This is a genomic window from Nocardia sp. NPDC051911, assembly GCF_040681035.1.
Classification (GTDB): Bacteria; Actinomycetota; Actinomycetes; order Mycobacteriales; family Mycobacteriaceae; genus Nocardia; species Nocardia sichangensis.
The window spans coordinates 12341-34052 of record NZ_JBFAXY010000050.1; the positions used below are offsets into that span (position 1 = coordinate 12341).

A 21712-nucleotide genomic window follows, 5' to 3' on the forward strand; every position below is an offset into this window, starting at 1 on the left:
ACATCGGTGGATCACACGGAATCATCGGCAGCCGACCGGACGCCCCACGCCAACGAAGACGCCTCCAAGACTTCCACGCACGCCCCAGCGACGCCCGAACCGGTCAGAAACCCAGTTTGCCCAGCTGTTTCGGGTCGCGCTGCCAGTCCTTGGCCACCTTCACGTGCAAATTCAAGTAGATCCGGGTGCCGAGGATGTGTTCGATCTGCTTGCGGGCGTTGGTGCCGACCTCTTTCAGCCGGGAACCGCCCTTGCCGATGACAATGGCCTTCTGGCTGGGCCGCTCGACGTAGAGCAAGGCGTGCACGTCGAGCATGTCCTCGCGCTCCTCGTAGGGCAGGACCTCCTCGATGACGACGGCCAGCGAGTGCGGCAACTCGTCGCGCACACCCTCGAGCGCGGCCTCGCGAATGAGCTCGGCCATCAACGTTTCCTCGGGCTCGTCGGTGAGCTCGCCGTCGGGGTAGAAAGCCGGGCCCTCCGGCATCTTCGAGGCGATGACGTCGACGAGGACTTCCACCTGCTCACCCTTGACCGCCGACACCGGCACCACGTCGGCCTCGGGGCCGAGCAACTGGGCCACGGCGAGCAATTGCTCCGCGATCTGCTCGCGGCTCACCTTGTCGATCTTGGTGACCACGCCGAGCAGCGTCGTCTTCGGCGCCATCTGCTTGATCTGCTGCACGATCCAGCGGTCACCCGGACCGATCTTCTCGTCGGCCGGGATGCACAGCGCGATCACGTCGACTTCCGAATACGTATCGCGCACAAGGTCGTTGAGGCGCTGGCCGAGCAAGGTGCGCGGGCGGTGCAAGCCCGGTGTGTCGACCAGGATCAGCTGGGCGTGCTCGCGGTGCACGATGCCGCGAATCGTGTGCCTGGTGGTCTGCGGGCGCGACGAGGTGATCGCGATCTTCGCGCCGACCAGGGCGTTGGTCAAGGTCGACTTGCCGGTGTTCGGCCGACCGACGAAACAGACGAACCCGGAACGGAATTCGCCCTTCTCCCGCGCGTCAGCCACCGCGGACCTCGCCGGAGTCGGCGCTCACCGCGTCGGCCGCGTCGGCGGAGTCGTCGACGATCTCGAACACCGCGCCGTCACGATCGGTGAAGATGATCCGCGCCTCCGCCGAAACCTCCCGCACCGCCGTCACACCGAAGTCGGACAACCGCCCGCCGACCACCACGGCCGCCTCGAAGCCCTCCGCGCCGCTGGACAACGCCGCGGCCACGGCGGCTTGCAGCGCCGTCAACCGCAGCGCGGTCAGCGTGACCTCGCCCGCGGCGTAGGTGCGACCATCGGTATCGCGGATCGCGGCTCCACTCGCCCCTCCGGTGCGACCGAGCGCACCACGGGCCAGCGTGACCAGCTTGTTGTCCTCGGCGTCCAGTTCGGTCATTCGGTGTCTCCGTCCTCGTCGCGATCGGCCGCGATATCCCGCTCCGATCCGTTCGCCTTGCGCTTGCCATTGGGATTGTCCCCGTTGGTCTTCCCCGCGGGGACCTTCTCGCGCGCTTTGCGTACCACCACGGTGTTCACCCGCATCCGGCCGCGCGCGTCCGGTCCGCCTTCACCGCGCAGCACCAACCCGTGCGCCTCGATCTTCGAACCGGGCAGCGGCACCCGGCCCAGCTCGTGCGCGAGCAGGCCGCCGACGGTGTCGACGTCCTCCTCCTCGATCTCCAATCCGAACAGCTCGCCGAGATCCTCCACCGGCAGCCGGGCCGACACGCGGTAGCGCCCGTCGCCGAGATCCTCGACGGGCGGGGTCTCGTCGACGTCGTACTCGTCGGCGATCTCTCCGACGATCTCCTCCAGCACGTCCTCGATGGTCACCAGACCCGCGATGCCGCCGTACTCGTCCACCAGCAACGCCATGTGGTTGCGCCTGCGTTGCATCTCGTCGAGCAGGCTGTCCAGCGGTTTGGAGTCGGGCATGAACACCGCGGGACGCATCACCTCACGCACCCGTACCTTGCGGCTGCGTTCGGCGAACGGCACGAGGTCTTTCAGATACACCACGCCGCGAATGTCGTCGACGTTCTCGCCGACCACCGGGATCCGCGAATGCCCGGAACGCACCGCCAGCGACATCGCCTGCGCCGCGGTCTTGTCCGCTTCGATCCAGACCATCTCCGTGCGCGGCACCATCACCGCACGCGCCGCTGTGTCGCCGAGTTCGAAAACCGACTGGATCATCCGCCGTTCGTCGTCGGCCACCACTCCGCGCTCACCGGCCATCTCGACCACTTCGCGCAACTCGATCTCGGAAGCGAAGGGCCCGTTGCGAAAACCCTTACCGGGGGTGATCGCGTTACCGATGAGGATCAGCAGCCTGCTGATCGGGCCGAGCAGCGCGCCGATGAACTGCAGGGGCAGGGCCGCGGCCAGGGCGATGGAATACGCGTGCTGCCTGCCCAGCGTGCGCGGGCCGACACCGATCACCACGTAGGACACCAGCACCATCACCAGCGCGGTGATCAGCAGCGCCCAGTTCCTGCCCCAGACCGTCATCAGTCCCGCTGCCAGCAGCACCGTCGCGCCGATCTCGCACAGGATGCGAAGCAGCACCATGAGATTCACGTAGCGGGCCCGGTCGTCGACGACCCGGCTCAGCCGCACGGCGCCGGGCCGGTCGGCTCGCACCAAGTCCTCGACGCGGGCGGGCGAGATCGTGTTCAGGGCGGAATCGACCCCGGCGAAGACCCCACCCACGGAGATGAGCAGGACCGCGAGCAGGACGAGGGTCAGGGCATTCACGCGGGACCCAGGGACTCACCCGGTGTGGTGAAACCCGCCTTACCCAGCAACCGCGCGTCGCGTTCGGCCAGTTCGGCGCGCCGCTGCGCCTCCCGCAGGCTCTCGTACCACTCCTCGAGCAGCCTCGCCTGCAACGCGAACATCTCCTTCTCCTCGTCCGGCTCGGCGTGGTCGTAGCCGAGCAGGTGCAGCACGCCGTGCACGGTGAGCAGAGCGAGTTCGTGATCCAGGGAGTGCCCCGCCTTACGGGCCTGACCGGCGGCGAACTCCGGGCACAGCACGATGTCGCCGAGCATGGATGGGCCTGGTTCGGGGCTGTCGGGCCGCCCGCCCGGCTCGAGTTCGTCCATGGGGAAGGACATGACGTCGGTCGGGCCGGGTAGGTCCATCCAGCGCATGTGCAGGTCGGCCATGGTGTCGAGATCGACGAGCACCATCGACAGCTCCGCGGCGGGGTGCACGTCCATCCGGGCGATCACGAACCGAGCGACGCTGACCAGCTCTTCTTCGGGCACGTCGATACCCGACTCGTTGGCGATCTCGATACTCACCCGAACAGCCTACGATCCCGTCGATCGTGTCGGCGGAGCGGAGCCCCGCCCGGCGAGACGAGTTACCGCCGGTCCGCCCGGCTCGCCGCGCGGCGCTGCGCTCGGTTGCCGCCGTAATGCGGGGCGACCTGCGGACGCGACTGGGCCTCGAAGCGGTCGTAGGCGTCGACGATGTCCGAGACCAGCCGGTGGCGAACCACGTCGCTACTGGTCAGCTCCGCGAAGTGGATGTCCTCGATCTCGGTGAGGATCTCGCTGGCGGCGCGCAGACCGGACCGGGCGCCGGTCGGCAGATCGACCTGCGTCACGTCACCGGTCACCACGATCTTCGAGCCGAACCCGAGGCGGGTGAGGAACATCTTCATCTGCTCGGCGGTGGTGTTCTGCGCCTCGTCGAGGATGATGAAGGAGTCGTTCAGCGTGCGTCCGCGCATGTAGGCCAGCGGCGCGACCTCGATGACACCGGCCGCCATCAACTTGGGAATGGCCTCCGGGTCCATCATGTCGTGCAGTGCGTCGTAGAGCGGGCGCAGGTACGGGTCGATCTTCTCGTTCAGCGTGCCGGGCAGGAAGCCGAGCCGCTCGCCCGCCTCGACCGCGGGGCGGGTGAGGATGATCCGGTTGACCTGCTTGGTCTGCAGCGCCTGGACCGCCTTGGCCATCGCCAGATAGGTCTTGCCGGTACCGGCGGGACCGATGCCGAACACGATGGTGTTCGCGTCGATCGCGTCGACGTAGCGCTTCTGGTTCAGCGTCTTGGGCCGGATGGTCTTGCCCCGCCGGGACAGGATGTCCAGGCTGAGCACCTCCGCGGGGGACTCGCTGGAGCCCTCGGTGAGCATCGAAACGGTGTGCCGCACCGCCTCGGGCGTCACCACGCGGTTGCGCCCGGTCAGCGCGACCAGCTGCTCGATGACCCGCTCGGCGAGCGCGACGTCGGCCGCCTTGCCGGTGAGGGTCACGGAATTCCCGCGGACGTGGATGTCCGCGTCGAGCAGCGTCTCCAGTTCGCGAAGATTCTGGTCGGCCGAACCGAGGAAGGGGAACACGGATTCAGGAGCGAGTTCGATGCTCGAGCGCACGGTGCGCGCTGCGGGACCCGAACCGTTGTCGCCGGCGCCGATGCCTGCCGCTGGGGTGGTGGGGTCGCCGATCTCGCCTTGTGTTCTCAAAAGTGGCTATAGCCTGCTTTCCGGTCTCGACTGCTGCTGTATGGAGAAAGTTTAACCCGCCCCACCGACACCGCCCAGTGAATAAGCCGTGGGCAAAACCGGCCCCTCACGGGATTCCCCCACGTCGCCGCGCCCAATCCTCGGCGAAATCACGAAAGCGTCGCACCGCGTCGGGTGGTGTGGTAGCGGCGGGCCAGATCAGCCCGACCGCGCGCGCGGCGCCCGCGTCCGCGAGCGGGACCGTCACCGGGCCGGACAGCGGGCCCGCGGACAGCGGATCTTCACGCGGCAGGATCGCCACCCCCAACCCCGCCGAGACCAGCCCGGCCACCGTGACGAGATCGCTCGACTCGAACGCGATCCGCGGCCGGATGTCCGCGGCGGCGCACAGTTCGTCGAAGATGCGCCGCATCCCGAATCCGTGGTGCATGGTGACGAACTCCGTGTCGGCCACCTCCGCGAGGCGGACCTGCCGCCGTCCGGCCAACCGGTGTTCCGGCGGCACCGCGAGTACCAGCGGCTGTCGCAGCACGGCGCGCCAGCCGACGCCTGCGACGGCCGGGCGCGGCGAGACGATGCCCAGATCGCTTTCACCCGCGAGCACTCGCTCGGTCACCGCGGCTGCCGCTCCCTGCCACAGCGTGATCGTGATCCGGCCGGAGATGCGCCGGAAGCCGCTGATCAGCTGCGGCACCAGCGAGCCGCCGAAAGAGTGCTGGAACGACAGCCGCACGACGCCCCCGGCCGGGTTGGCCCGATCGGCGAGGACCTGTTCCGCCGCGTCCAGCTCGGATTGCGCGCGGCGGGCGTGCTCGTAGTAGATGCGACCGTATTCGTTCAGGACGATCCGCTTCCCGTGCCGGTCGAACAGTTCGACTCCCACCCTGCGCTCCAAGCGAGCCAGCATGCGCGACAACGTCGGCTGCGCCAGGTGCAACCGCTCCGCGGCGGCGCCGACCCGTTCGAGTTCGGCGAGTGTCGTGAACCACTCCAGATCCTCGCCAAGCACTGCCCGACCTCTCTATATGCGCTCAGGGAATGAACTCACTTCTCATTATTCATTTCCTTCCGGAAAACCGCCTGGCGATGCTGGACGAAAGGAGGACCCGATGACCACGACACGGATCGAAGCGGCGAGGGACGTCGCCCACGAACGCAGGATCACCATCGCGCTGTTCGCGGCCGGTCTGACGACATTCGCCTCGATGTACAGCGCCCAGGCACTGCTGCCGAGTCTCTCGGCCGCGTTCGGCGCGACGCCCGCGCGGGCGGCACTGGCGGTGTCGCTCACCACCGGGTTCCTCGCGCTGGCCATCATCCCGGTGAGCGCGCTCTCGTCGCGGATCGGCCGGACCAAGGTGATGATCGGTTCCGCCGTCGCGGCGGCGGTGCTCGGACTGCTGCTGCCGCTGAGCCCTTCGCTGGATCTGCTGCTGGCCGGACGCGCGCTGCAAGGCATCGCGCTGGCCGGTGTGCCCGCGGTGGCGATGGCCTATCTGGCAGAGGAGATCGGCGGGGACGGGCTGGGCGCCGCGATGGGCATCTACGTCGCGGGTACCACTATCGGCGGGCTGGCCGGGCGGTTGATCCCGGCGTTCACGTTGGACGTGGCGTCCTGGCGGTGGGCGCAGGCGGTGGCCTCGATCGCCGCCGCGGCCTGCACCGTGTGGTTCGTCCGCCTGCTGCCGCCCTCGCGCGGCTTCGTGCCTCGCCCCGCCGGAATCCGGACGGTCCTCGGCGACCTCGGCAGCCCCTTGCGTCACCGCGGACTGCTCGCTCTGTTCGGACTGGCGTTCGTGCTGATGGGCGGGTTCGTCTCGATGTACAACTATCTCGGCTACCGGCTGACCAGCGCGCCCTTCGGGCTGCCGGAAGCACTGGTGGGGCTGGTGTTCGTGCTCTATCTGGCCGGAACGGCGGCCTCGGCGGCATCCGGCCTGCTGACCGATCGGATCGGCCGATCCTGGGTGCTCGCGATGTCGCTGGCCGTCATGGCGATCGGGCTCCTGGTGACGATTCCCGACCACATCGGCACCGTTTTGCTCGGCGTATTGCTCTTCACCGCGGGTTTCTTCGGGGCGCACACCGCGGCGAGCGCGTGGGTGGGGGCGATGGCCGAAGGCAACCGGGGCGCGGCGTCGTCGCTGTATCTGTTCGCCTACTACCTCGGCAGCGCGCTCGTCGGCGGAACGGCGGGCATCGCCTACGCCCGCTCCGGGTGGCTCGGGCTGGTCTGCGGCATCGGATCGCTGATGGTCATCGCGGCACTGCTGCTGTGGGTATCGCATCGGGCGTCGACGCGAGACCTCACCAACGCGGCGTCAGTGCGCCGAGCGCCCCGAGAGCGACCGCTGCCGCGGTGGATGTACGCAGCACGGTCGGGCCGAGCAAGGTGATGTCCGCGCCCGCTTCGGCCAACGCCGTGAGCTCGGCGTCGTCCAGCCCGCCTTCCGGACCCACGACGAGGACGATTTCGGCGGCCTCGGCGAAGGGCAATTCGGTGAAACGGGCGGCGCCGGATTCGTGCAGCGCCGCGACGATCGCACCGCGGGCCTTCGCCGTGCGGACCAGATCCAGCAAGTCCTGGGTGCGGTGCAGGTCGGCGACTTGCGGAATGTAGGCCCGGCGGGACTGCCTGGCGGCCGAGCGGGCCGCGGCCCGCCACTTCTCGACTCCCTTGGCCGCCTTGCCCTCCCAGTTCGCGACGCAGCGCGCGGCCTGCCAGGGAACGACGACGTCCGCGCCCGCCTCCGTCATCAGCTCGACCGCCAGTTCCGAGCGATCGGATTTCGGCAGCGCCTGCACGACGGTCACCGGCGGCGTCTGAGGTGCCGCGAGCACCCGCTCGCGCACCGCGAGCTCGAGCCGGTCGCGTTGCGCGGCAACGACTTCCGATGCGGCCAGTACCCCGCGCCCGTCGGAGAGGGTGATCGGCTCGCCGACCCGGATGCGGCGCACCGTGGCGGCGTGCCTGCCCTCCGGGCCGTCGAGCACCGCGACCGCGCCCGGCTCGGGCACCTCGTCGAGGTAGAAGACCGTCGCGGCCACCTAGCGCCCGCTGAATGACGCGCGCAGTCGCGCGAACAGGCCGCTGTTGTGCTCGGATTGCGCCGACATCACTTCGGCGCGTTCCCGCTCGCGCAGTCCCTTGTACTTGCGCAGCAGTTCGGTCTGCTTGCTGTCCAGCTTGGCCGGGATCACGATGTCCAGATGCGCCAGCAGGTCGCCGCGCGCGCTCGAGCGCAGCCGCGGCATGCCGTGCCCGCGCAGCACCGAGATCTCGCCGGGCTGGGTGCCCGCCGGAATACTCAACTCGGTCGGGCCGTCCAGGATGGTGTCGATCACGACGGTGGTGCCGAGCGCCGCGTCCACCATCGGCACCCGGATGGTGCAGTGCAGATCGTCCCCGTCCCGGACGAACACGTCGTGCGGCTGCTCCACGATCTCGACGTAGAGGTCGCCCGCGTGACCGCCGCCGGGGCCGACCTCGCCCTGCGCGGCCAGCCGCACCCGCATGCCGTTCGCGACGCCCGCGGGGATCGGGGCCGCGATCTCGCGGCGCGCCCGCACCCGGCCGTCACCACCGCATTTGTGGCACGGGTCCGGGATGGTTTCGCCCGCGCCGCGGCAGGTGGGGCACGGGCGCGAGGTCAGCACCTGGCCGAGGAAGGACCGCTGCACGGACTGGACCTCACCCGCGCCGCCGCAGGTTTCGCAGCGCACCGGCTTGGACTTGCCGTTGGTACCGGAGCCCTGGCAGATATCGCACAGGATCGCGGTGTCCACGGTCAGGTGCTTGGTCACGCCGACCGCGCACTCGGCCAAGCTGAGCCGGGTGCGGATCAGCGAGTCGGCGCCGGGCTGGACTCGACCGCGCGGCTTGCGCGCACCGGCCGATCCGCTCATGCCGCCGAAGAACGCCTCGAACACGTCGCCGAGCCCGCCGAAGCCCGCGCCGTTGAATCCGGCCCCGCCACCGCCGGATTCCAGCGGGTCGCCGCCCATGTCGACGATGCGCCGCTTCTCCGGATCCGACAGCACCTCGTAGGCGGCCGACACTTCCTTGAACTTGGCCTGCGCCGCCTCGTCGGGGTTGACGTCGGGGTGGAGCTCACGCGCCAGCTTGCGGTATGCCCGCTTGATCTCCTGGTCGGTCGCGTTCTTCGCGACGCCGAGCAGTCCGTAGTAGTCCCGTGCCACTTGAGTTCTCTAGTCCTTGGTCGTTCTCGACAGTGCCGCCGGTGCCCGCGCCGCTGTGAAGCGCGCCGACAACAGCATTAGTCTTGTGCACTCAACTTTATCCGGCCGAAAGATCGAGCGTAGCAGTGGCGTCGTCGCGTCAGCGCTCGGCGAGGACCTCGCCGATGTATCGGGCGACGGCCGCCACCGATGCGATCGTGCCCGGGTAGTCCATCCGGGTGGGCCCGAGCACCCCCATACCGCCGAGCACGGCGCCCGCCGCGCCGTAGCCGGTCGACACCACCGACGTGCCGCGCATCTGCTCGACCTGCGTCTCTTCTCCGATCCGCACCGTCACCGTCCCCGGTTGCTGGGCCGCGGCGAGCAGCTTGAGCACGATCACCTGCTCCTCGAGCGCCTCCAAAACCGAACGCAGCGAGCCGGGGAAACCGAAGTCGGCGGCGTTGCGGGTGAGGTTGGCGGTGCCGCCGAGCACCAATCGCTCCTCCGGGTGCTCCACCAGGGTCTCCACCAGCACCGTGGACACCCGCACCAGCACGTCGCGCAGCCGCAACGGAGCGTGCTCGGGCAGCTCGGCCACCGCCGCGGAGGCCGCGGCCAGGCGTTTGCCGTCCATCGCGCCGCCGAGCATGCCGCGCAGCGCGGCCAGATCCTCGTCGTCGACCAGCGCGCCGAGCTCCACCAGGCGCTGGTCGACCCGGCCGGTGTCGGTGATCACCACCAGCAGCAGGCGGGCGGGATTGAGCGCCACCACCTCGATGTGCCGCACCGTGGACGCCGACACCGTCGGGTACTGCACGACGGCGACCTGCCTGGTCAGCTGAGCAAGCAAGCGGACGCCCCGGCGCAGCACGTCGTCGAGGTCGACGCCGGACTCCAGGAACTCGAGGATCGCCCTGCGCTCCGCCGAGGACAGCGGCTTCACCTCGGAGATCCGGTCCACGAACTGCCGGTAGCCCTTGTCGGTGGGGATGCGGCCGGAACTCGTGTGCGGCTGGGTGATGTAGCCCTCGGCCTCGAGCACCGCCATGTCGTTGCGCACCGTCGCGCTGGAAACACCCAGGTTGTGCCGCTCGACCAGCGTCTTCGACCCGATCGGCTCCTTGGTCGCGACATAGTCCGCGACGATGGCGCGCAAGACCTCGAAGCGCCGATCCTCGGTGCTCGACATCGGCCGCACCTCCTCGCTCTCGTCTCCCGTCACGCCGTACCCGGCGCCGACGTCCCGTGACCGCCGCACATCGCGGGCCGACCACGGTTCGTCCGTCGATCCAGTCTAATTGTCGGTAACCGGATCTCTCGCCTGCAACGGGACGTGACGAGCGGCGCGACGCTCAGCGCGGAACGGCGGCGTCGATCACCGCGGCCACGGCGTCGGGCCGGGAGACCAGCGAGGCGTGCGAGGCCTCGATCTCACCGGTTCGAGCCGCCATGCGCTGGGCCATGAAGCGCTGGGAGGACGGCGGGATGACCCGGTCGTCGGCGGAGACCAGATACCAACTCGGAGTGCCGGACCACGCGGGCGGCCCGGACGGTTCCAGATTGGCCTTCACGGCGATGGAGCGCTGATGGACGATCATGTCGGCCGTGGTCTCCGGGCCGACGTCCTGGGCGAAGACGTCATGGAAGCTGGCGGGTGCGACATACGCGTCCAGGTTCTTCCCGGCGACACCCGTGACGTCGTCGACGAGCTTCACCTGCAGCGCGGGCGGCAGCAGCTGGCTGCCCGGGAAGCGGATCGGGTCGAGCTCGGCCTGCGCCACCTCGCCTTCCACCGGCGCGAAAGCCGCGATGTACACCAGCGATTCGACCTTCGGATCGTGCACGTTGCTGATCACGAAGCCGCCGTAGGAGTGCCCCGCCAGCACGACGGGACCGCTGATCGTGTCCAGCGTGCGCTGCACGGCGGCCGCGTCGTAGGCAGGCCCGCGCAGCGGATTCTCCGGCGTCACCACGCGGTAGCCGCGCTCGCGCAGCACGGCAGCGACACCGTCCCAGCTGGTGGTGTCGGCGAAGGCGCCGTGCACGAGCACGACGGTGGGCAGCGATTGCGCTCGCGCCGGCCCGGCCGCTGTGGTGGCGGCGAGCAGGAGGGCCAGCGCGGCCACAGCACGGCGCAGGTAGCGTTTGTTCGGCATCGGGTCTCGGCTCCTCAGCTCTTCAGGAAGTTCAGCAGATCGGCGTCGAACGCCTTCTCGTAGTCGCCGCACAGGCCGTGCGGAGCGCCGGGGTACACCTTCAACTCGGCCCTCGGAAGCAATTTCGCCGTCTTGGCGCCCGCGGCGGCGAGCGGCACGATCTGGTCGTCGTCGCCGTGCGCCACCAGCACCGGGATCTCGATGCTCGGCAGCTCGGCGGTGAAATCGGTCTCGGAGAACGCCTTGACGCAGTCGAACGCGCCCTCGAGCCCCACCTGCATGCCCATCAGCCAGAAGTGGTCGCGCAGTCCTTGTGAGACCTTCGATCCGGTGCGGTTGGCGCCGTAGAACGGGATCGCCAGATCCTTCCAGAACTGCGAGCGGTCGGCGGCCACGCCCGCGCGGATGTCGTCGAACGCCTCGATCGGCGTCCCTTCCGGATTGCTCGCGGTCTTCAGCATCAACGGCGGGACCGCGCCGAGCAGCACCGCCTTGACCACCCGCGAGGTGCCGTGCCGGGACAGATACCTGGTCACCTCGCCGCCGCCGGTCGAGTGCCCGACCAGAATCGCGTCCTTGATGTCCAGCTCGTTCAGCACCGCGGCGAGGTCGTCGGCGTAGTGGTCCATGTCGTGCCCGTCCCACACGTCGCTCGAGCGTCCGTGCGCGCGCCGATCGTGGGCGATGGCGCGATAGCCGTTGCTCGCCACCAGTTTCATCTGGTTGTCCCAGGCGTCCCCGTTCAGCGGCCAGCCGTGGCTGAACACCACCGGACGTCCGGCACCCCAGTCCTTGTAGTAGATCTCGACGCCATCGGTGGTGGTGATCGTCGGCATGACAGTTCCCTTCGATCTGGACGGATGTCGGGTGAACCGGGGATCGATCTTGGTCGACCGACAGCGTATGACGGGCGGCCGCCGGAGAAACGACTCTGCGTGCACGATCGTCGGCTCAGAATGCACGGCCCGGTCGGCGGGTTCCATGCGAGGATTGCCGAATCTGTCTCATTTGCGACGGAGGCTGTGATGACGGTCGTGTTCAATTCGGACACCATCGCGCCGCGCGAGCGGGCGGACGCGGTGGCCGCGGCAGTACAAGAGGCATCGGTCCCGTCCCATGTCGTGCTGGACGGGCCGGACGAGCGTGTGCACGCCACGTTCGACGTGTGGTGGTTCGGCGAGGCGCGCATCGTGCGTGCCAGCACCTCGGGCATCCAGCTGATCCGGACGCCGAAGCAGGTCAGGACCTCCCCCGCGCCGGTACTGGCGGTCGCGGTGCAGCAGGCGGGCGACGGACGGTACGAGCAGGGCGACGTCCGTCGCGTCGTGCGACCGGGCGATCTGCACGTCATGGATCTGAACGCGCCCTACGACTTCAGCCGGCGCGGCGACGGGGCGTCGACCTGCCTGCACGTGCCGCTCGATCAGCTCGGCCTGCCCGCCGATCTGATCGGTCAGGCCGCCGCCAGAGTGCAGGACAGCCCGCACTACCGGCTGGTGGCCAACCACATCGTCCAACTGACCGCCGATGCGGACGCGCTCAGCGCCGACCCCGCGGCCGCCCTGTCGGGTTGCGCCAGCATCGAGCTGATCCGGGCACTGTTGTTGTCGGCGTGCGCCGACGACGGCTCCGTCGTCCCCTCCGACATCCTGCTGTCCCGGATTCGCGCCTATATCCGGCGCAATCTGGCGGATCCTGGCCTCGGCGCGGAACAGATCGCCAAGGCGCACAACATGTCGGTCCGGCAGCTCTACAAGATCTACGCGAACACGGAGTGCAGCCTCGAGCAGGGAATCATCAGCCAGCGTCTCGAGCGGGTACACGGCGATCTGACTCGTCCGGACCAGAAACATCGGACGATCGCGATGATCGCGCGCCGCTGGGGCTTCCGCGATCCGTCACATTTCGCCCGGCGCTTCCGCGCCGCCTACGGGCTCACGCCACGGGAATGGCGCAGCACCGCCCTCGCCCCGGACGAGGCGTAATGGTCAGCCGCAGGTTTTCGCCTGTTTGCCCGCGAGCGCATCGAGACCGAGCATCGCCAGCAGCGACTCGCAGTCGGCGGCGTTCTCCGCGTAGCTGGCGACAGTGCGGGCGGCGACGGCGCACTGGCGCGCGTTTTCCGCTTTCTCCGCTGCTCGCGCCTCCGCGAACTCGCCTGGTTCATGGATAAGGGTCATACGTGGTGCCGAAGCCATGAGTCTCCTTGGGGTTGATCGCAGACTACGCGGCCGGTGCGCACCGAGTTACCGGAACGAGACATAAAGTGCATCGCGTTGACCCGACCGTGATCCGGCACGGGATCAGTCGAGCAGTTCACGGACGACGCCGTCCGCGAGCAGACGGCCGCGGTCGGTGAGGACGAGCCGGTCGTCCGCGGTGCGCACAGCGAGGCCGTCGGCGACCACGCGATCGACGGCGGTGCGCGCGGAGGACGCCAGCTCGGCCAGCGGCAGGCCGGTGCGCAGCCGGACGGCGAGCATGACCCGCTCGGTGTAGCGCTCGTCCGCGCTCAGCGCCTCCCAGCCCGCGGCGGGCAGCCCGCCCGCGCCGACTCGATCGGCGTATCGAGCGGGGTGCTTCACGTTCCACCACCGCACGCCGCCGACATGACTGTGCGCGCCCGGTCCTGCGCCGAGCCAGTCGCCGCCGTCCCAGTAACCGAGGTTGTGCCTGCAGACCGCGGCGTCGCCCACGGCCCAGTTCGACACCTCGTACCACCCGAATCCGGCCGAGCGCAGTCGGGCGTCGATGCGCTCGTAACGTGCGGCGAGCACGTCGTCGTCCGGCGCGGGCAACTCGCCGCGGCGCACCCGCCTGGCCAGCGCGGTGCCGTCCTCCACGATCAGCGAATACGCCGATACGTGGTCGACGCCCGCGCCGAGCACCGCGTCCAGGCTGGCGTCCAGATCGACATCGCGCTCACCCGGTGTTCCGTAGATCAGATCGAGGTTGACGTGCTCGAATCCAGCGGCGCGCGCCTCCAGCGCGGCGGCCACCGCGCGGCCGGGGGTGTGCGTGCGATCGAGCACTTTCAACACGTGCGCCGCGGCGGACTGCATGCCCAGCGACACCCTGGTGAACCCGGCCGCCCGGATGCGCTCGAAGAATTCCGGCGAGGTGGATTCCGGATTGGACTCCGTGGTGACCTCGGCCCCGGCAGCGAAGGTGAACTCGGCACGCACGGCGTCCAGCACCGCGGCGAGCCCGTCGCCGCCCAGCAGGGAGGGCGTCCCTCCGCCGACGAAGACGGTGGAGACTTCCGGCGTCGCGGTGGGCAACGCCGCGAACTGTTGCGCGGCGGTCGCCAGCTCGCCGCGCAACGCCGCCAGCCACGACTGCGGCGAGGCCGAACTGCCGAGCTCCCCCGCGGTGTAGGTGTTGAAGTCGCAGTAGCCGCACCGCGTGGCGCAGAACGGCACGTGCACGTAGATCCCGAACGGACCGTCGCCGAAGTCGCGTAGCACCGGCGCGGAAGTGTCGGTACTCGCGGTAGCGGCGGAAGAACTCACCTGTCCAGTGTGAACGTCGCCGCGACCGCGCCGACGGCCGGGACTCCGCTACCGGGCCCTTCAGTCCGCCACGACCGGAGTGTTCTGGTTCGCGGTGAGCAACCAGCGGCCGCCCTCCTTGGACATCACGTACATCGGGCTGCCTTCGCTCTCCAGAACGCCCGCGTCGGTGAAATAGCGCTGGCGGACCTTCACCGCCGCCACGTCCGGGCGGATGAACAGCACGTGCTCGACCTCGTAGGTCGCCGTGCCGTGTGCGGTGGCCCCGGGCAGCACCTGCGCGGTGAACTCCGCGATGGCCGCCCGTCCGAAGAGACGTTTGCCGTGTCCGGTGGTCCAGATCGCGTCCTCCCGGAACAGCGCGACGAATTCGTCGACGAGCTCGTTGCGCTGGGCGTGTTGGACGCTCGCGACCACCGCGCGGATGGCTTCGAGCTCGCCGGTGGCGTCGACAGTTGTGGTACTCATGACGCCGAGCGTCCAACCTCCACTTCGCTCGAGGTCAAGCGAGGTGCGCAGTGTCACAGACGGCGCGGTCGCCGTATCACGCGCCTGGTTGGGGCTCGCGACTATGACTGCCGTCACAAACTGGGTCGAACGTCCAGGGGATTTCCCGCAGATTCACGGGAAATACCAGACGCAGGGTCGGAAGGCCATCGCTGACGTGGCACAATAGGCCGCATGCGCGCTTTGGAGATTCGACTGGTGGCCCGTCGCCACGTCGATTACAAGCGCGTCTGTAGCGCCTGCTGTCTGCCCGGTTCCCTCCGGTAGTTCAGCGCGCCCGATCCCCGGGTCCCCGGCGATCCCGACTTCATCGGCCCGCTGACACCGCAGGCGTGAGTCAGCCCCTCGCGCCCCTCAGCAGGATGTACCACCCACCCCGCAGGAGCGACCCCATGACGTCGAGCACCGACGCCGGTCCGACCGATCAGCCCACGCCCGAATCCCAGCCGGAGCGCCGCGCGCGCCCCGAACGCCCGGCCTCCGAACGCCGGGTCCGCCCGGATCGGCCGCGTCCCGAGGCGACCACGACCGGACCGCGCGTGCGCACCGGCAAGCCCGTGCGCCGCAAGGCCGAGGGTCAGTGGGCGCTGGGTTACCGCGAGCCGCTGAACCCGAACGAGCAGTCCAAGAAGGACGACAACCCCCTCAACGTCCGCGCCCGCATCGAGAACATCTACGCCAAGACCGGCTTCGACGGCATCGACAAAGGCGACCTGCGCGGCCGGTTCCGCTGGTGGGGTCTGTACACCCAGCGCGAGCAGGGCTACGACGGCACCTGGACCGGTGACGAGAACATCGATCTGCTCGAGGCCAAGTACTTCATGATGCGCATCCGCTGCGACGGCGGCGCGCTGAACCTCGCGCAACTGCGCACGCTGGGCGGGATCTCCACCGAGTTCGCCCGCGACACCGCGGATCTGTCCGACCGGGAGAACGTGCAGTACCACTGGATCGAGGTGGAGAACGTCCCGGAGATCTGGAAGCGGATCGAGGCGGTCGGCCTGAAGACCACCGAGGCGTGCGGCGACTGCCCGCGCGTGGTGCTCGGATCTCCGCTGGCCGGCGAGTCGCTGGACGAGGTCATCGACCCGACGCCCGCGATCGAGGAGATCGTGCGCCGCTACATCGGCAAGAAGGAGTACTCCAACCTGCCGCGCAAGTTCAAGACCGCGATCTCCGGCCAGCAGGACGTGGTGCACGAGATCAACGACGTCGCGTTCGTCGGTGTCGTGCATCCCGAGCACGGCCCCGGTCTGGACCTGTGGGTCGGCGGCGGGCTGTCCACCAACCCGATGCTCGCCAAGCGGGTGGGCGTGTGGGTGCCGCTGGACGAGGTGCCGGACGTATGGGAAGCCGTCGTATCGGTGTTCCGCGACTACGGCTACCGCCGCCTGCGCACCAAGGCGCGCCTGAAGTTCCTGATCAAGGACTGGGGCGTCGAGAAGTTCCGCCAGGTGCTGGAGGACGAGTACCTGAAGCGCAAGCTGATCGACGGCCCCGCGCCCGAGCAGCCGACCAAGCCGATCGACCACGTCGGCGTGCAGCGGCTGCGCAACGGACTCAACGCGGTCGGCTTCTCCCCCATCGCGGGCCGGGTGTCGGGCACCGTCCTGACCAAGGTCGCCGACGCGGTCGAGCGGATCGGCTCCGATCGTGTCCGGTTCACCCCGTACCAGAAGCTGATCGTGCTCGACGTTCCCGACGACAAGGTCGACGCGCTGATCGACGAGCTGGAACCCCTCGGCCTGCAGGCGCGGCCCTCGCTCTGGCGGCGGAATCTGATGGCCTGCACCGGTATCGAGTTCTGCAAACTCTCCTTCGCCGAGACGCGCAAGCGCTCCCAGGCGCTGGTGCCGGAGCTGGAGGAACGGCTGGCGGATCTGAACGCGCAGCTGGACGTCCCGATCACGATCAACATCAACGGTTGCCCGAACTCCTGCGCCCGCTCGCAGATCGCCGACATCGGGTTCAAGGGCCAGCTGGTCGACGACGGCACCGGGAATCAGGTGGAGGGATTCCAGGTTCACCTCGGCGGCAGCCTCGGCTTCGACAGCGCGTTCGGGCGCAAGCTGCGCCAGCACAAAGTGACCACCGGGGAACTCGGCGACTACATCGACCGGGTGGTGCGCAACTTCGTCAAGCAACGTTCGGACGGCGAACGGTTCGCCCAGTGGGCGGTCCGCGCCGACGAGGCCGACCTGAGATAAGTGTCGACGGGAGATCAATTGTGACAACCGAACTCGCGGAAAAGCTGTCCGAGGACCAGCTCCGCGCCATCGCCGCGCGCGGCGCCGCCGAACTCGACGGCGCCTCGGCGACCGAACTCCTGCGGTGGACCGAGGACACCTTCGGCACGAACTACATCGTGGCCTCCAACATGCAGGACGGCGTGCTGGTGCACCTGGCCGCGGGCGTGCGCGCCGGCGTCGACGTGCTCTTCCTGGACACCGGCTACCACTTCGCCGAGACCATCGGCACCCGGGACGCGGTGGAGGCCGTGTACGGGGTGAACGTGGTCAACGTCCGGCCGGAACACTCCGTTGCCGAACAGGATCGGCTGCTGGGCAAGGATCTGTTCGCCCGCGAGCCCAACGAGTGCTGCCGGTTGCGCAAGGTCGTCCCGTTGCAGAAGTCGCTCGCGGGCTACAACGCCTGGGTCACCGGCATCCGCCGGGTGGAGGCGCCGACCCGGGCGAACGCACCGCTGATCTCCTTCGACGAGGCGTTCGGCCTGGTGAAGATCAACCCGATCGCGCCGTGGTCCGACGACGAGATGCAGGACTACATCGAAAAGCACGGCATCCTCGTCAATCCCCTGGTGGAGGAGGGGTATCCGTCCATCGGCTGCGCTCCGTGCACACGGAAGCCGGAGCCGGGAGCCGATCCGAGAAGCGGCCGTTGGGCCGGCCTCGCCAAGACCGAATGCGGGTTGCACCAATCATGACTGAAACGATTCGTAGCGAACGTTCGCTCGGTATCACCGATTTCGATACTCTCGCCGCGCTGGAATCCGAGGCGATCCACATCTTCCGCGAGGTGGCGGGCGAGTTCGAGCGGCCGGTGATCCTGTTCTCCGGCGGCAAGGACTCCACCGTGCTGCTGCATCTTGCGCTCAAGGCGTTCTGGCCCGCGCCGCTGCCGTTCGCGCTGCTGCACGTGGACACCGGGCACAACCTGCCCGAGGTGCTGGAGTTCCGGGACAAGGTGGTCGAGCGCTACGGCTTGCGCCTGCACGTGGCGAAGGTGGAGGACTACCTGGCCGACGGCAGGCTCACCGAGCGCCCCGACGGCATCCGCAACCCGCTGCAGACCGTCCCGCTGCTGGACGCGATCAGCGAGCATCGGTTCGACGCCGTGTTCGGCGGCGGCCGTCGCGACGAGGAGCGCTCGCGCGCCAAGGAGCGGATCTTCTCGCTGCGCAACGCCTTCGGCCAGTGGGACCCGAAGCGGCAGCGTCCCGAGCTGTGGAACCTGTACAACGGGCGCCACGCGCCGGGCGAGCACGTGCGCGTGTTCCCCCTGAGCAACTGGACCGAGCTGGACATCTGGCGCTATATCGCCCGCGAGGACATCGATCTGGCGAGCATCTACTACGCGCACGAGCGTCCGGTGTACCTGCGCGACGGCATGTGGATGACGCCGGGCGTGTGGGGCGGCCCGCGTGAAAACGAGGTGCTGGAGACCAGGTCGGTGCGGTACCGCACCGTGGGCGACGGATCCTCCACCGGCGCCGTGCTTTCCGACGCGGCCGACAACGAGGCGATCCTCGCCGAGGTCGCCGCGTCCCGACTGACCGAACGTGGTGCGACCCGCGGCGACGACCGCGTCTCCGAAGCCGCGATGGAAGACCGCAAACGAGAGGGTTATTTCTGACATGTCCGACCTATTGAGGCTGGCCACCGCCGGTTCTGTCGACGACGGCAAGTCCACTCTGGTCGGACGCCTGCTCTACGACACGAAATCCGTTCTGGCCGACCAGATCGACGCCGTCACCCGCGCGTCGGTGGACAAAGGTCTCGCCACCCCGGATCTCTCGCTGCTCGTGGACGGGTTGCGCGCGGAACGCGAACAGGGCATCACCATCGATGTCGCCTACCGCTACTTCGCCACTCCGCGCCGCTCATTCGTGCTCGCGGACACCCCCGGGCACGTGCAGTACACCCGCAACACCGTGTCCGGCGCGTCCACCGCGCAGCTGGTGATCCTGCTCGTCGACGCGCGCAAGGGCGTCATCGAGCAGACCCGCAGGCACGCCGCCGTGCTCGCGCTGCTCGGTGTGCCGAAGCTGGTGCTCGCGGTGAACAAGATCGATCTGGTGGACGACGCCGCCGCGGTGTTCGCCGCCATCTCCGCGGAGTTCAACGAACTCACCAGCACGCTGGGCTGGTCGAGCGAGGACGTGCTGGAGATCCCGGTCTCGGCGCTGCACGGCGACAACATCGCCACCCGGTCGGACAACACCCCGTATTACGACGGGCCGTCGCTGATCGAGCACCTGGAATCGGTGCCGGTCGACGCCGACAGCACCGGCGATCACGAGCTGGGCCTGCGGTTCCCGGTGCAGTACGTGATCCGGCCGCGCACCGCCGAGCACCCGGACTACCGCGGCTACGCGGGACAGATCGCGGCGGGCGCGGTCGCTCCCGGCGACGAGGTCGTGGTGCTGCCGTCGGGCATCCGCACGACTGTGGAGCGGATCGACACCCCCGACGGCGAGCTCGCGGTGGCGCAGGCCGGACGCAGCGTCACGCTGATCCTGGCCGACGAGGTCGACATCTCGCGGGGCGACATCATCGCCGCGGCCGCCGACGCGCCCGAGCCGATCGACACCTTCGACGCCACGGTGTGCTGGCTGGGTGACAAGCCGCTGCGCCCCGGTGCGCGGCTGCTGCTCAAGCACGGCACCCGGACCACCCAGGCGATCGTCGGCGCGCTGCTGGAGCGCTTCGACGAGCAGCGCCTCGCGGCCGACCCGAACCCGGAGTCGCTGGAGCTCAACGACATCGGGCGCATCTCGGTGCGAGTCGCCGAGCCGATCGCGGCCGACGACTACCGAGCCAACCGGCACACCGGCAGCTTCCTGCTGATCGATCCGGCGGGCGGCAACACGCTGGCGGCCGGTCTGGTCGGTGACGTGCTGACCGCCGTCGAGGTCGGCACCGGGGCCTGACATGGCGGTGTCGCGAGCCCTGTTCGGCGCCCCGCCGGTCCTGGGCGCTGTCGCCCCGGCGGGCGGTCCGGGCTGCGCGACTTCCCGGATCGCCCCCGGGCTCGACGGCAGCCCGGCGCGACCGCCCGCGCTGATCGCGGTGGCCCACGGCAGCCGCGATCCGCGGTCGGCGGCAACCGTCGCGGAGGTGGTCGGCGCCGTCGCCGCCGCTCGTCCGGACCTCGACGTCAGGACGGCGTTCCTCGATCTCACCGCCCCGTCGGTCGAACAGGTGGTGGATGCCGTCGCCGCCGACGGGCACACGCACGCGGTGGTGACGCCGCTGCTGCTCGGCAGCGCCTTCCACGCCAGGGTCGATCTGCCCGGCCTGCTCGCCGCGGCCCGCGCCCGCCATCTCGGGCTGCGCCTGACCCAAGCCGACGTGCTCGGCGTGGACGCCGGACTGGTCGGTGCGCTGCGCGACCGTGTCCTCGCCGCCGGCGCCGGGCACCGCTTCGCGGATCGGTGCCTCGGCGTCGCGGTCGCGGCGGTCGGATCGTCGTCGGCGGCGGCCAACGCCCGGACCGCCGAGGTGGCCACCCGCCTGGCCGCCCGCACCGGCTGGCGCACCGAGATCTGCTTCGCGACCACCGAACCGCCGGTCACCGAGGCGATTTCGCGACTGCACGCTCGCGGCGCCGAGCACGTGCTGGTCGCTCCCTGGTTCCTCGCACCCGGATTACTGACCGATCGCCTCGTCGACGCGGCGCCGGAGGCGATCCACGCCGATGTGCTCGGCGCGCATCCGGCCCTCACCGAGGTCATCCTGGATCGCTATCACGCGGTGATCGCGGACACTCGCGCGCTCTCGGCCTGACCGGGCGTTCGCGGCGGTTCCCGGGCGGGCGTGCCCGCGTGACGCTGTCGCGTGCTAGGAACGTGGCATGGCCGAGTCGTTCCGCACCACCTCCTGCGCCAGCCACGGACATCCCGAGTTCACCATTCTCTTCACCGAGCCGCGGCTGCCCGGCATGGAGAACTGGCTGCTGTCGTATCTGGAGTCCACCGTCGCGGCGGGCACGCGCTACCACCCCGGCGAAACGATTCAGATCGGCTGGAATCTGGTCCGGGTGCGCGGCCGCGACGACGGCACACTGGGCCTCGCCGAACGTACCGATGCGCAGACCTGGGCCGAGCAGATCGACCGCACCCTGCGGGATGTGTGGTACCAGCGCGAAGTGGCGGCCGGGGTCGGCCTCACCGATCGCCTCGACTTTCCCGGCGAGGACCAGCGGGCCACCATCTCGTCGTGCGGACTCGAATCACCGGTCCTGGTGCTGGCGCGCACGGAGCCGGACGACCCCGAGTCCTCCGGTTGGTCGGTGGAATGCTTCGAAGACCACGCGCACCGGTCGTCGTACTACACCACCCTGCTGGAACTGGCCACCGCCATGCCGTTCGCGGTGCAGTTCTTCGCCCTTCCGGTAGCGACCACGGTGCTGATCGAAAGCCCCGAGATCACGCCCACCGGCACCATCCGGCCGCACATCGTGGACGCCGAAGGCGTGGAACTGTCCCCGATCCCGGGTTCCTACCTGGACTACCTGGTCAACGGTTCACCGGCCGACTAGTTGTGATGTCCAGGGAGGTTGTCCGGCCTACTCACTGTGGTGAGTCCGGCTGACAGGTGAAGGCCTCCGGCTGTGAAGTGGAGCTGTCTAG

23 protein-coding genes are annotated in these 21712 nt (G+C 69.2%); 9 read left to right on the forward strand and 14 right to left on the reverse strand.

Annotation, left to right across the window (positions count from 1 at the left end):
• Window positions 1-103: 103 nt before the first annotated feature.
• The 6 genes from era to AB0L97_RS36080 all read right to left on the reverse strand — a co-directional run bounded on the left by era (window position 104) and on the right by AB0L97_RS36080 (window position 5493).
• A complete protein-coding gene (era, locus tag AB0L97_RS36055; RefSeq protein WP_355072447.1) occupies window positions 104-1021 on the reverse strand; it encodes a GTPase Era in 918 nt (305 codons plus the stop codon).
• Complete coding sequence (locus AB0L97_RS36060) at window positions 1014-1400, reverse strand: cytidine deaminase (protein WP_355072445.1); 387 nt, start codon at window positions 1398-1400, stop codon at window positions 1014-1016. The genes era and AB0L97_RS36060 overlap by 8 nt, the downstream gene beginning before the upstream one ends.
• Window positions 1397-2761: a hemolysin family protein gene (locus AB0L97_RS36065; RefSeq protein ID WP_355072443.1), complete on the reverse strand. Its 1365-nt coding sequence runs from the start codon at window positions 2759-2761 to the stop codon at window positions 1397-1399. The genes AB0L97_RS36060 and AB0L97_RS36065 overlap by 4 nt, the downstream gene beginning before the upstream one ends.
• Window positions 2758-3312: an rRNA maturation RNase YbeY gene (gene ybeY / locus AB0L97_RS36070; protein ID WP_195077616.1), complete on the reverse strand. Its 555-nt coding sequence runs from the start codon at window positions 3310-3312 to the stop codon at window positions 2758-2760. The genes AB0L97_RS36065 and ybeY overlap by 4 nt, the downstream gene beginning before the upstream one ends.
• A 62-nt stretch (window positions 3313-3374) precedes the next feature.
• On the reverse strand, window positions 3375-4436 hold the full coding sequence (locus AB0L97_RS36075) for a PhoH family protein (RefSeq protein ID WP_195077925.1): 1062 nt from the start codon (window positions 4434-4436) through the stop codon (window positions 3375-3377).
• Window positions 4437-4590: 154 nt separating this feature from the next.
• A complete protein-coding gene (locus AB0L97_RS36080; protein WP_364438824.1) occupies window positions 4591-5493 on the reverse strand; it encodes a LysR family transcriptional regulator in 903 nt (300 codons plus the stop codon).
• Window positions 5494-5593: 100 nt separating this feature from the next.
• Between AB0L97_RS36080 and AB0L97_RS36085 the strand changes: the two genes are divergently transcribed.
• Entirely contained in the window at window positions 5594-6880 is a 1287-nt protein-coding gene (locus AB0L97_RS36085; RefSeq protein WP_364438827.1) for an MFS transporter, read from the forward strand.
• Here AB0L97_RS36085 and AB0L97_RS36090 read toward each other — a convergent pair.
• The 5 genes from AB0L97_RS36090 to AB0L97_RS36110 all read right to left on the reverse strand — a co-directional run bounded on the left by AB0L97_RS36090 (window position 6792) and on the right by AB0L97_RS36110 (window position 11658).
• Entirely contained in the window at window positions 6792-7532 is a 741-nt protein-coding gene (locus AB0L97_RS36090) for a 16S rRNA (uracil(1498)-N(3))-methyltransferase (protein ID WP_364438830.1), read from the reverse strand. The two genes, AB0L97_RS36085 and AB0L97_RS36090, sit on opposite strands and share 89 nt — an antisense overlap.
• Window positions 7533-8684: a molecular chaperone DnaJ gene (gene dnaJ / locus AB0L97_RS36095; protein ID WP_355072435.1), complete on the reverse strand. Its 1152-nt coding sequence runs from the start codon at window positions 8682-8684 to the stop codon at window positions 7533-7535.
• A 139-nt stretch (window positions 8685-8823) separates the two neighbouring features.
• Window positions 8824-9855: a heat-inducible transcriptional repressor HrcA gene (hrcA, locus tag AB0L97_RS36100; protein ID WP_355072433.1), complete on the reverse strand. Its 1032-nt coding sequence runs from the start codon at window positions 9853-9855 to the stop codon at window positions 8824-8826.
• 163 nt (window positions 9856-10018) lie between these two features.
• Entirely contained in the window at window positions 10019-10822 is an 804-nt protein-coding gene (locus tag AB0L97_RS36105) for an alpha/beta hydrolase (protein WP_364438835.1), read from the reverse strand.
• Between the two features lie 14 nt (window positions 10823-10836).
• A complete protein-coding gene (locus AB0L97_RS36110; RefSeq protein ID WP_355072429.1) occupies window positions 10837-11658 on the reverse strand; it encodes an alpha/beta hydrolase in 822 nt (273 codons plus the stop codon).
• Between the two features lie 189 nt (window positions 11659-11847).
• On the opposite strand from AB0L97_RS36110, the gene AB0L97_RS36115 reads away from it, so the two are divergent.
• A complete protein-coding gene (locus AB0L97_RS36115; protein ID WP_364438840.1) occupies window positions 11848-12807 on the forward strand; it encodes a helix-turn-helix domain-containing protein in 960 nt (319 codons plus the stop codon).
• Window positions 12808-12810: 3 nt separating this feature from the next.
• Here AB0L97_RS36115 and AB0L97_RS36120 read toward each other — a convergent pair whose 3' ends face one another.
• From AB0L97_RS36120 to AB0L97_RS36130, 3 genes are all read right to left on the reverse strand, one after another.
• Entirely contained in the window at window positions 12811-13020 is a 210-nt protein-coding gene (locus AB0L97_RS36120) for a hypothetical protein (protein WP_355072425.1), read from the reverse strand.
• Between the two features lie 105 nt (window positions 13021-13125).
• Window positions 13126-14289, reverse strand: coding sequence for a radical SAM family heme chaperone HemW (gene hemW, locus AB0L97_RS36125; RefSeq protein ID WP_364438861.1), 1164 nt, complete (start codon window positions 14287-14289; stop codon window positions 13126-13128).
• A 105-nt stretch (window positions 14290-14394) separates the two neighbouring features.
• On the reverse strand, window positions 14395-14802 hold the full coding sequence (locus AB0L97_RS36130; protein WP_364438844.1) for an SgcJ/EcaC family oxidoreductase: 408 nt from the start codon (window positions 14800-14802) through the stop codon (window positions 14395-14397).
• Between the two features lie 213 nt (window positions 14803-15015).
• Between AB0L97_RS36130 and AB0L97_RS36135 the strand changes: the two genes are divergently transcribed.
• The 7 genes from AB0L97_RS36135 (at window position 15016) to AB0L97_RS36165 (ending at window position 21621) form a co-directional block, all read left to right on the forward strand.
• Complete coding sequence (locus tag AB0L97_RS36135) at window positions 15016-15108, forward strand: Ms4527A family Cys-rich leader peptide (protein ID WP_350356343.1); 93 nt, start codon at window positions 15016-15018, stop codon at window positions 15106-15108.
• A gap of 125 nt (window positions 15109-15233) precedes the next feature.
• Complete coding sequence (locus AB0L97_RS36140) at window positions 15234-17048, forward strand: nitrite/sulfite reductase (RefSeq protein WP_364438848.1); 1815 nt, start codon at window positions 15234-15236, stop codon at window positions 17046-17048.
• Between the two features lie 20 nt (window positions 17049-17068).
• Window positions 17069-17785 carry a phosphoadenylyl-sulfate reductase gene (locus AB0L97_RS36145; protein ID WP_355072419.1) on the forward strand — a complete coding sequence of 239 codons (717 nt, stop codon included), beginning with the start codon at window positions 17069-17071 and terminating at the stop codon, window positions 17783-17785.
• The gene (gene cysD / locus AB0L97_RS36150) at window positions 17782-18714 is read left to right on the forward strand and encodes a sulfate adenylyltransferase subunit CysD (RefSeq protein WP_364438852.1); all 933 of its coding nucleotides are present in this window, start codon (window positions 17782-17784) and stop codon (window positions 18712-18714) included. The genes AB0L97_RS36145 and cysD overlap by 4 nt, the downstream gene beginning before the upstream one ends.
• Window position 18715: 1 nt before the next feature.
• A complete protein-coding gene (locus AB0L97_RS36155; RefSeq protein ID WP_355072416.1) occupies window positions 18716-20011 on the forward strand; it encodes a GTP-binding protein in 1296 nt (431 codons plus the stop codon).
• Between the two features lies 1 nt (window position 20012).
• Window positions 20013-20867, forward strand: coding sequence for a sirohydrochlorin chelatase (locus AB0L97_RS36160; RefSeq protein ID WP_364438856.1), 855 nt, complete (start codon window positions 20013-20015; stop codon window positions 20865-20867).
• Window positions 20868-20934: 67 nt separating this feature from the next.
• Window positions 20935-21621 (forward strand): hypothetical protein, encoded by a 687-nt coding sequence (locus AB0L97_RS36165; RefSeq protein WP_355072412.1) that lies wholly within the window; start codon window positions 20935-20937, stop codon window positions 21619-21621.
• Window positions 21622-21712 lie beyond the last annotated feature (91 nt).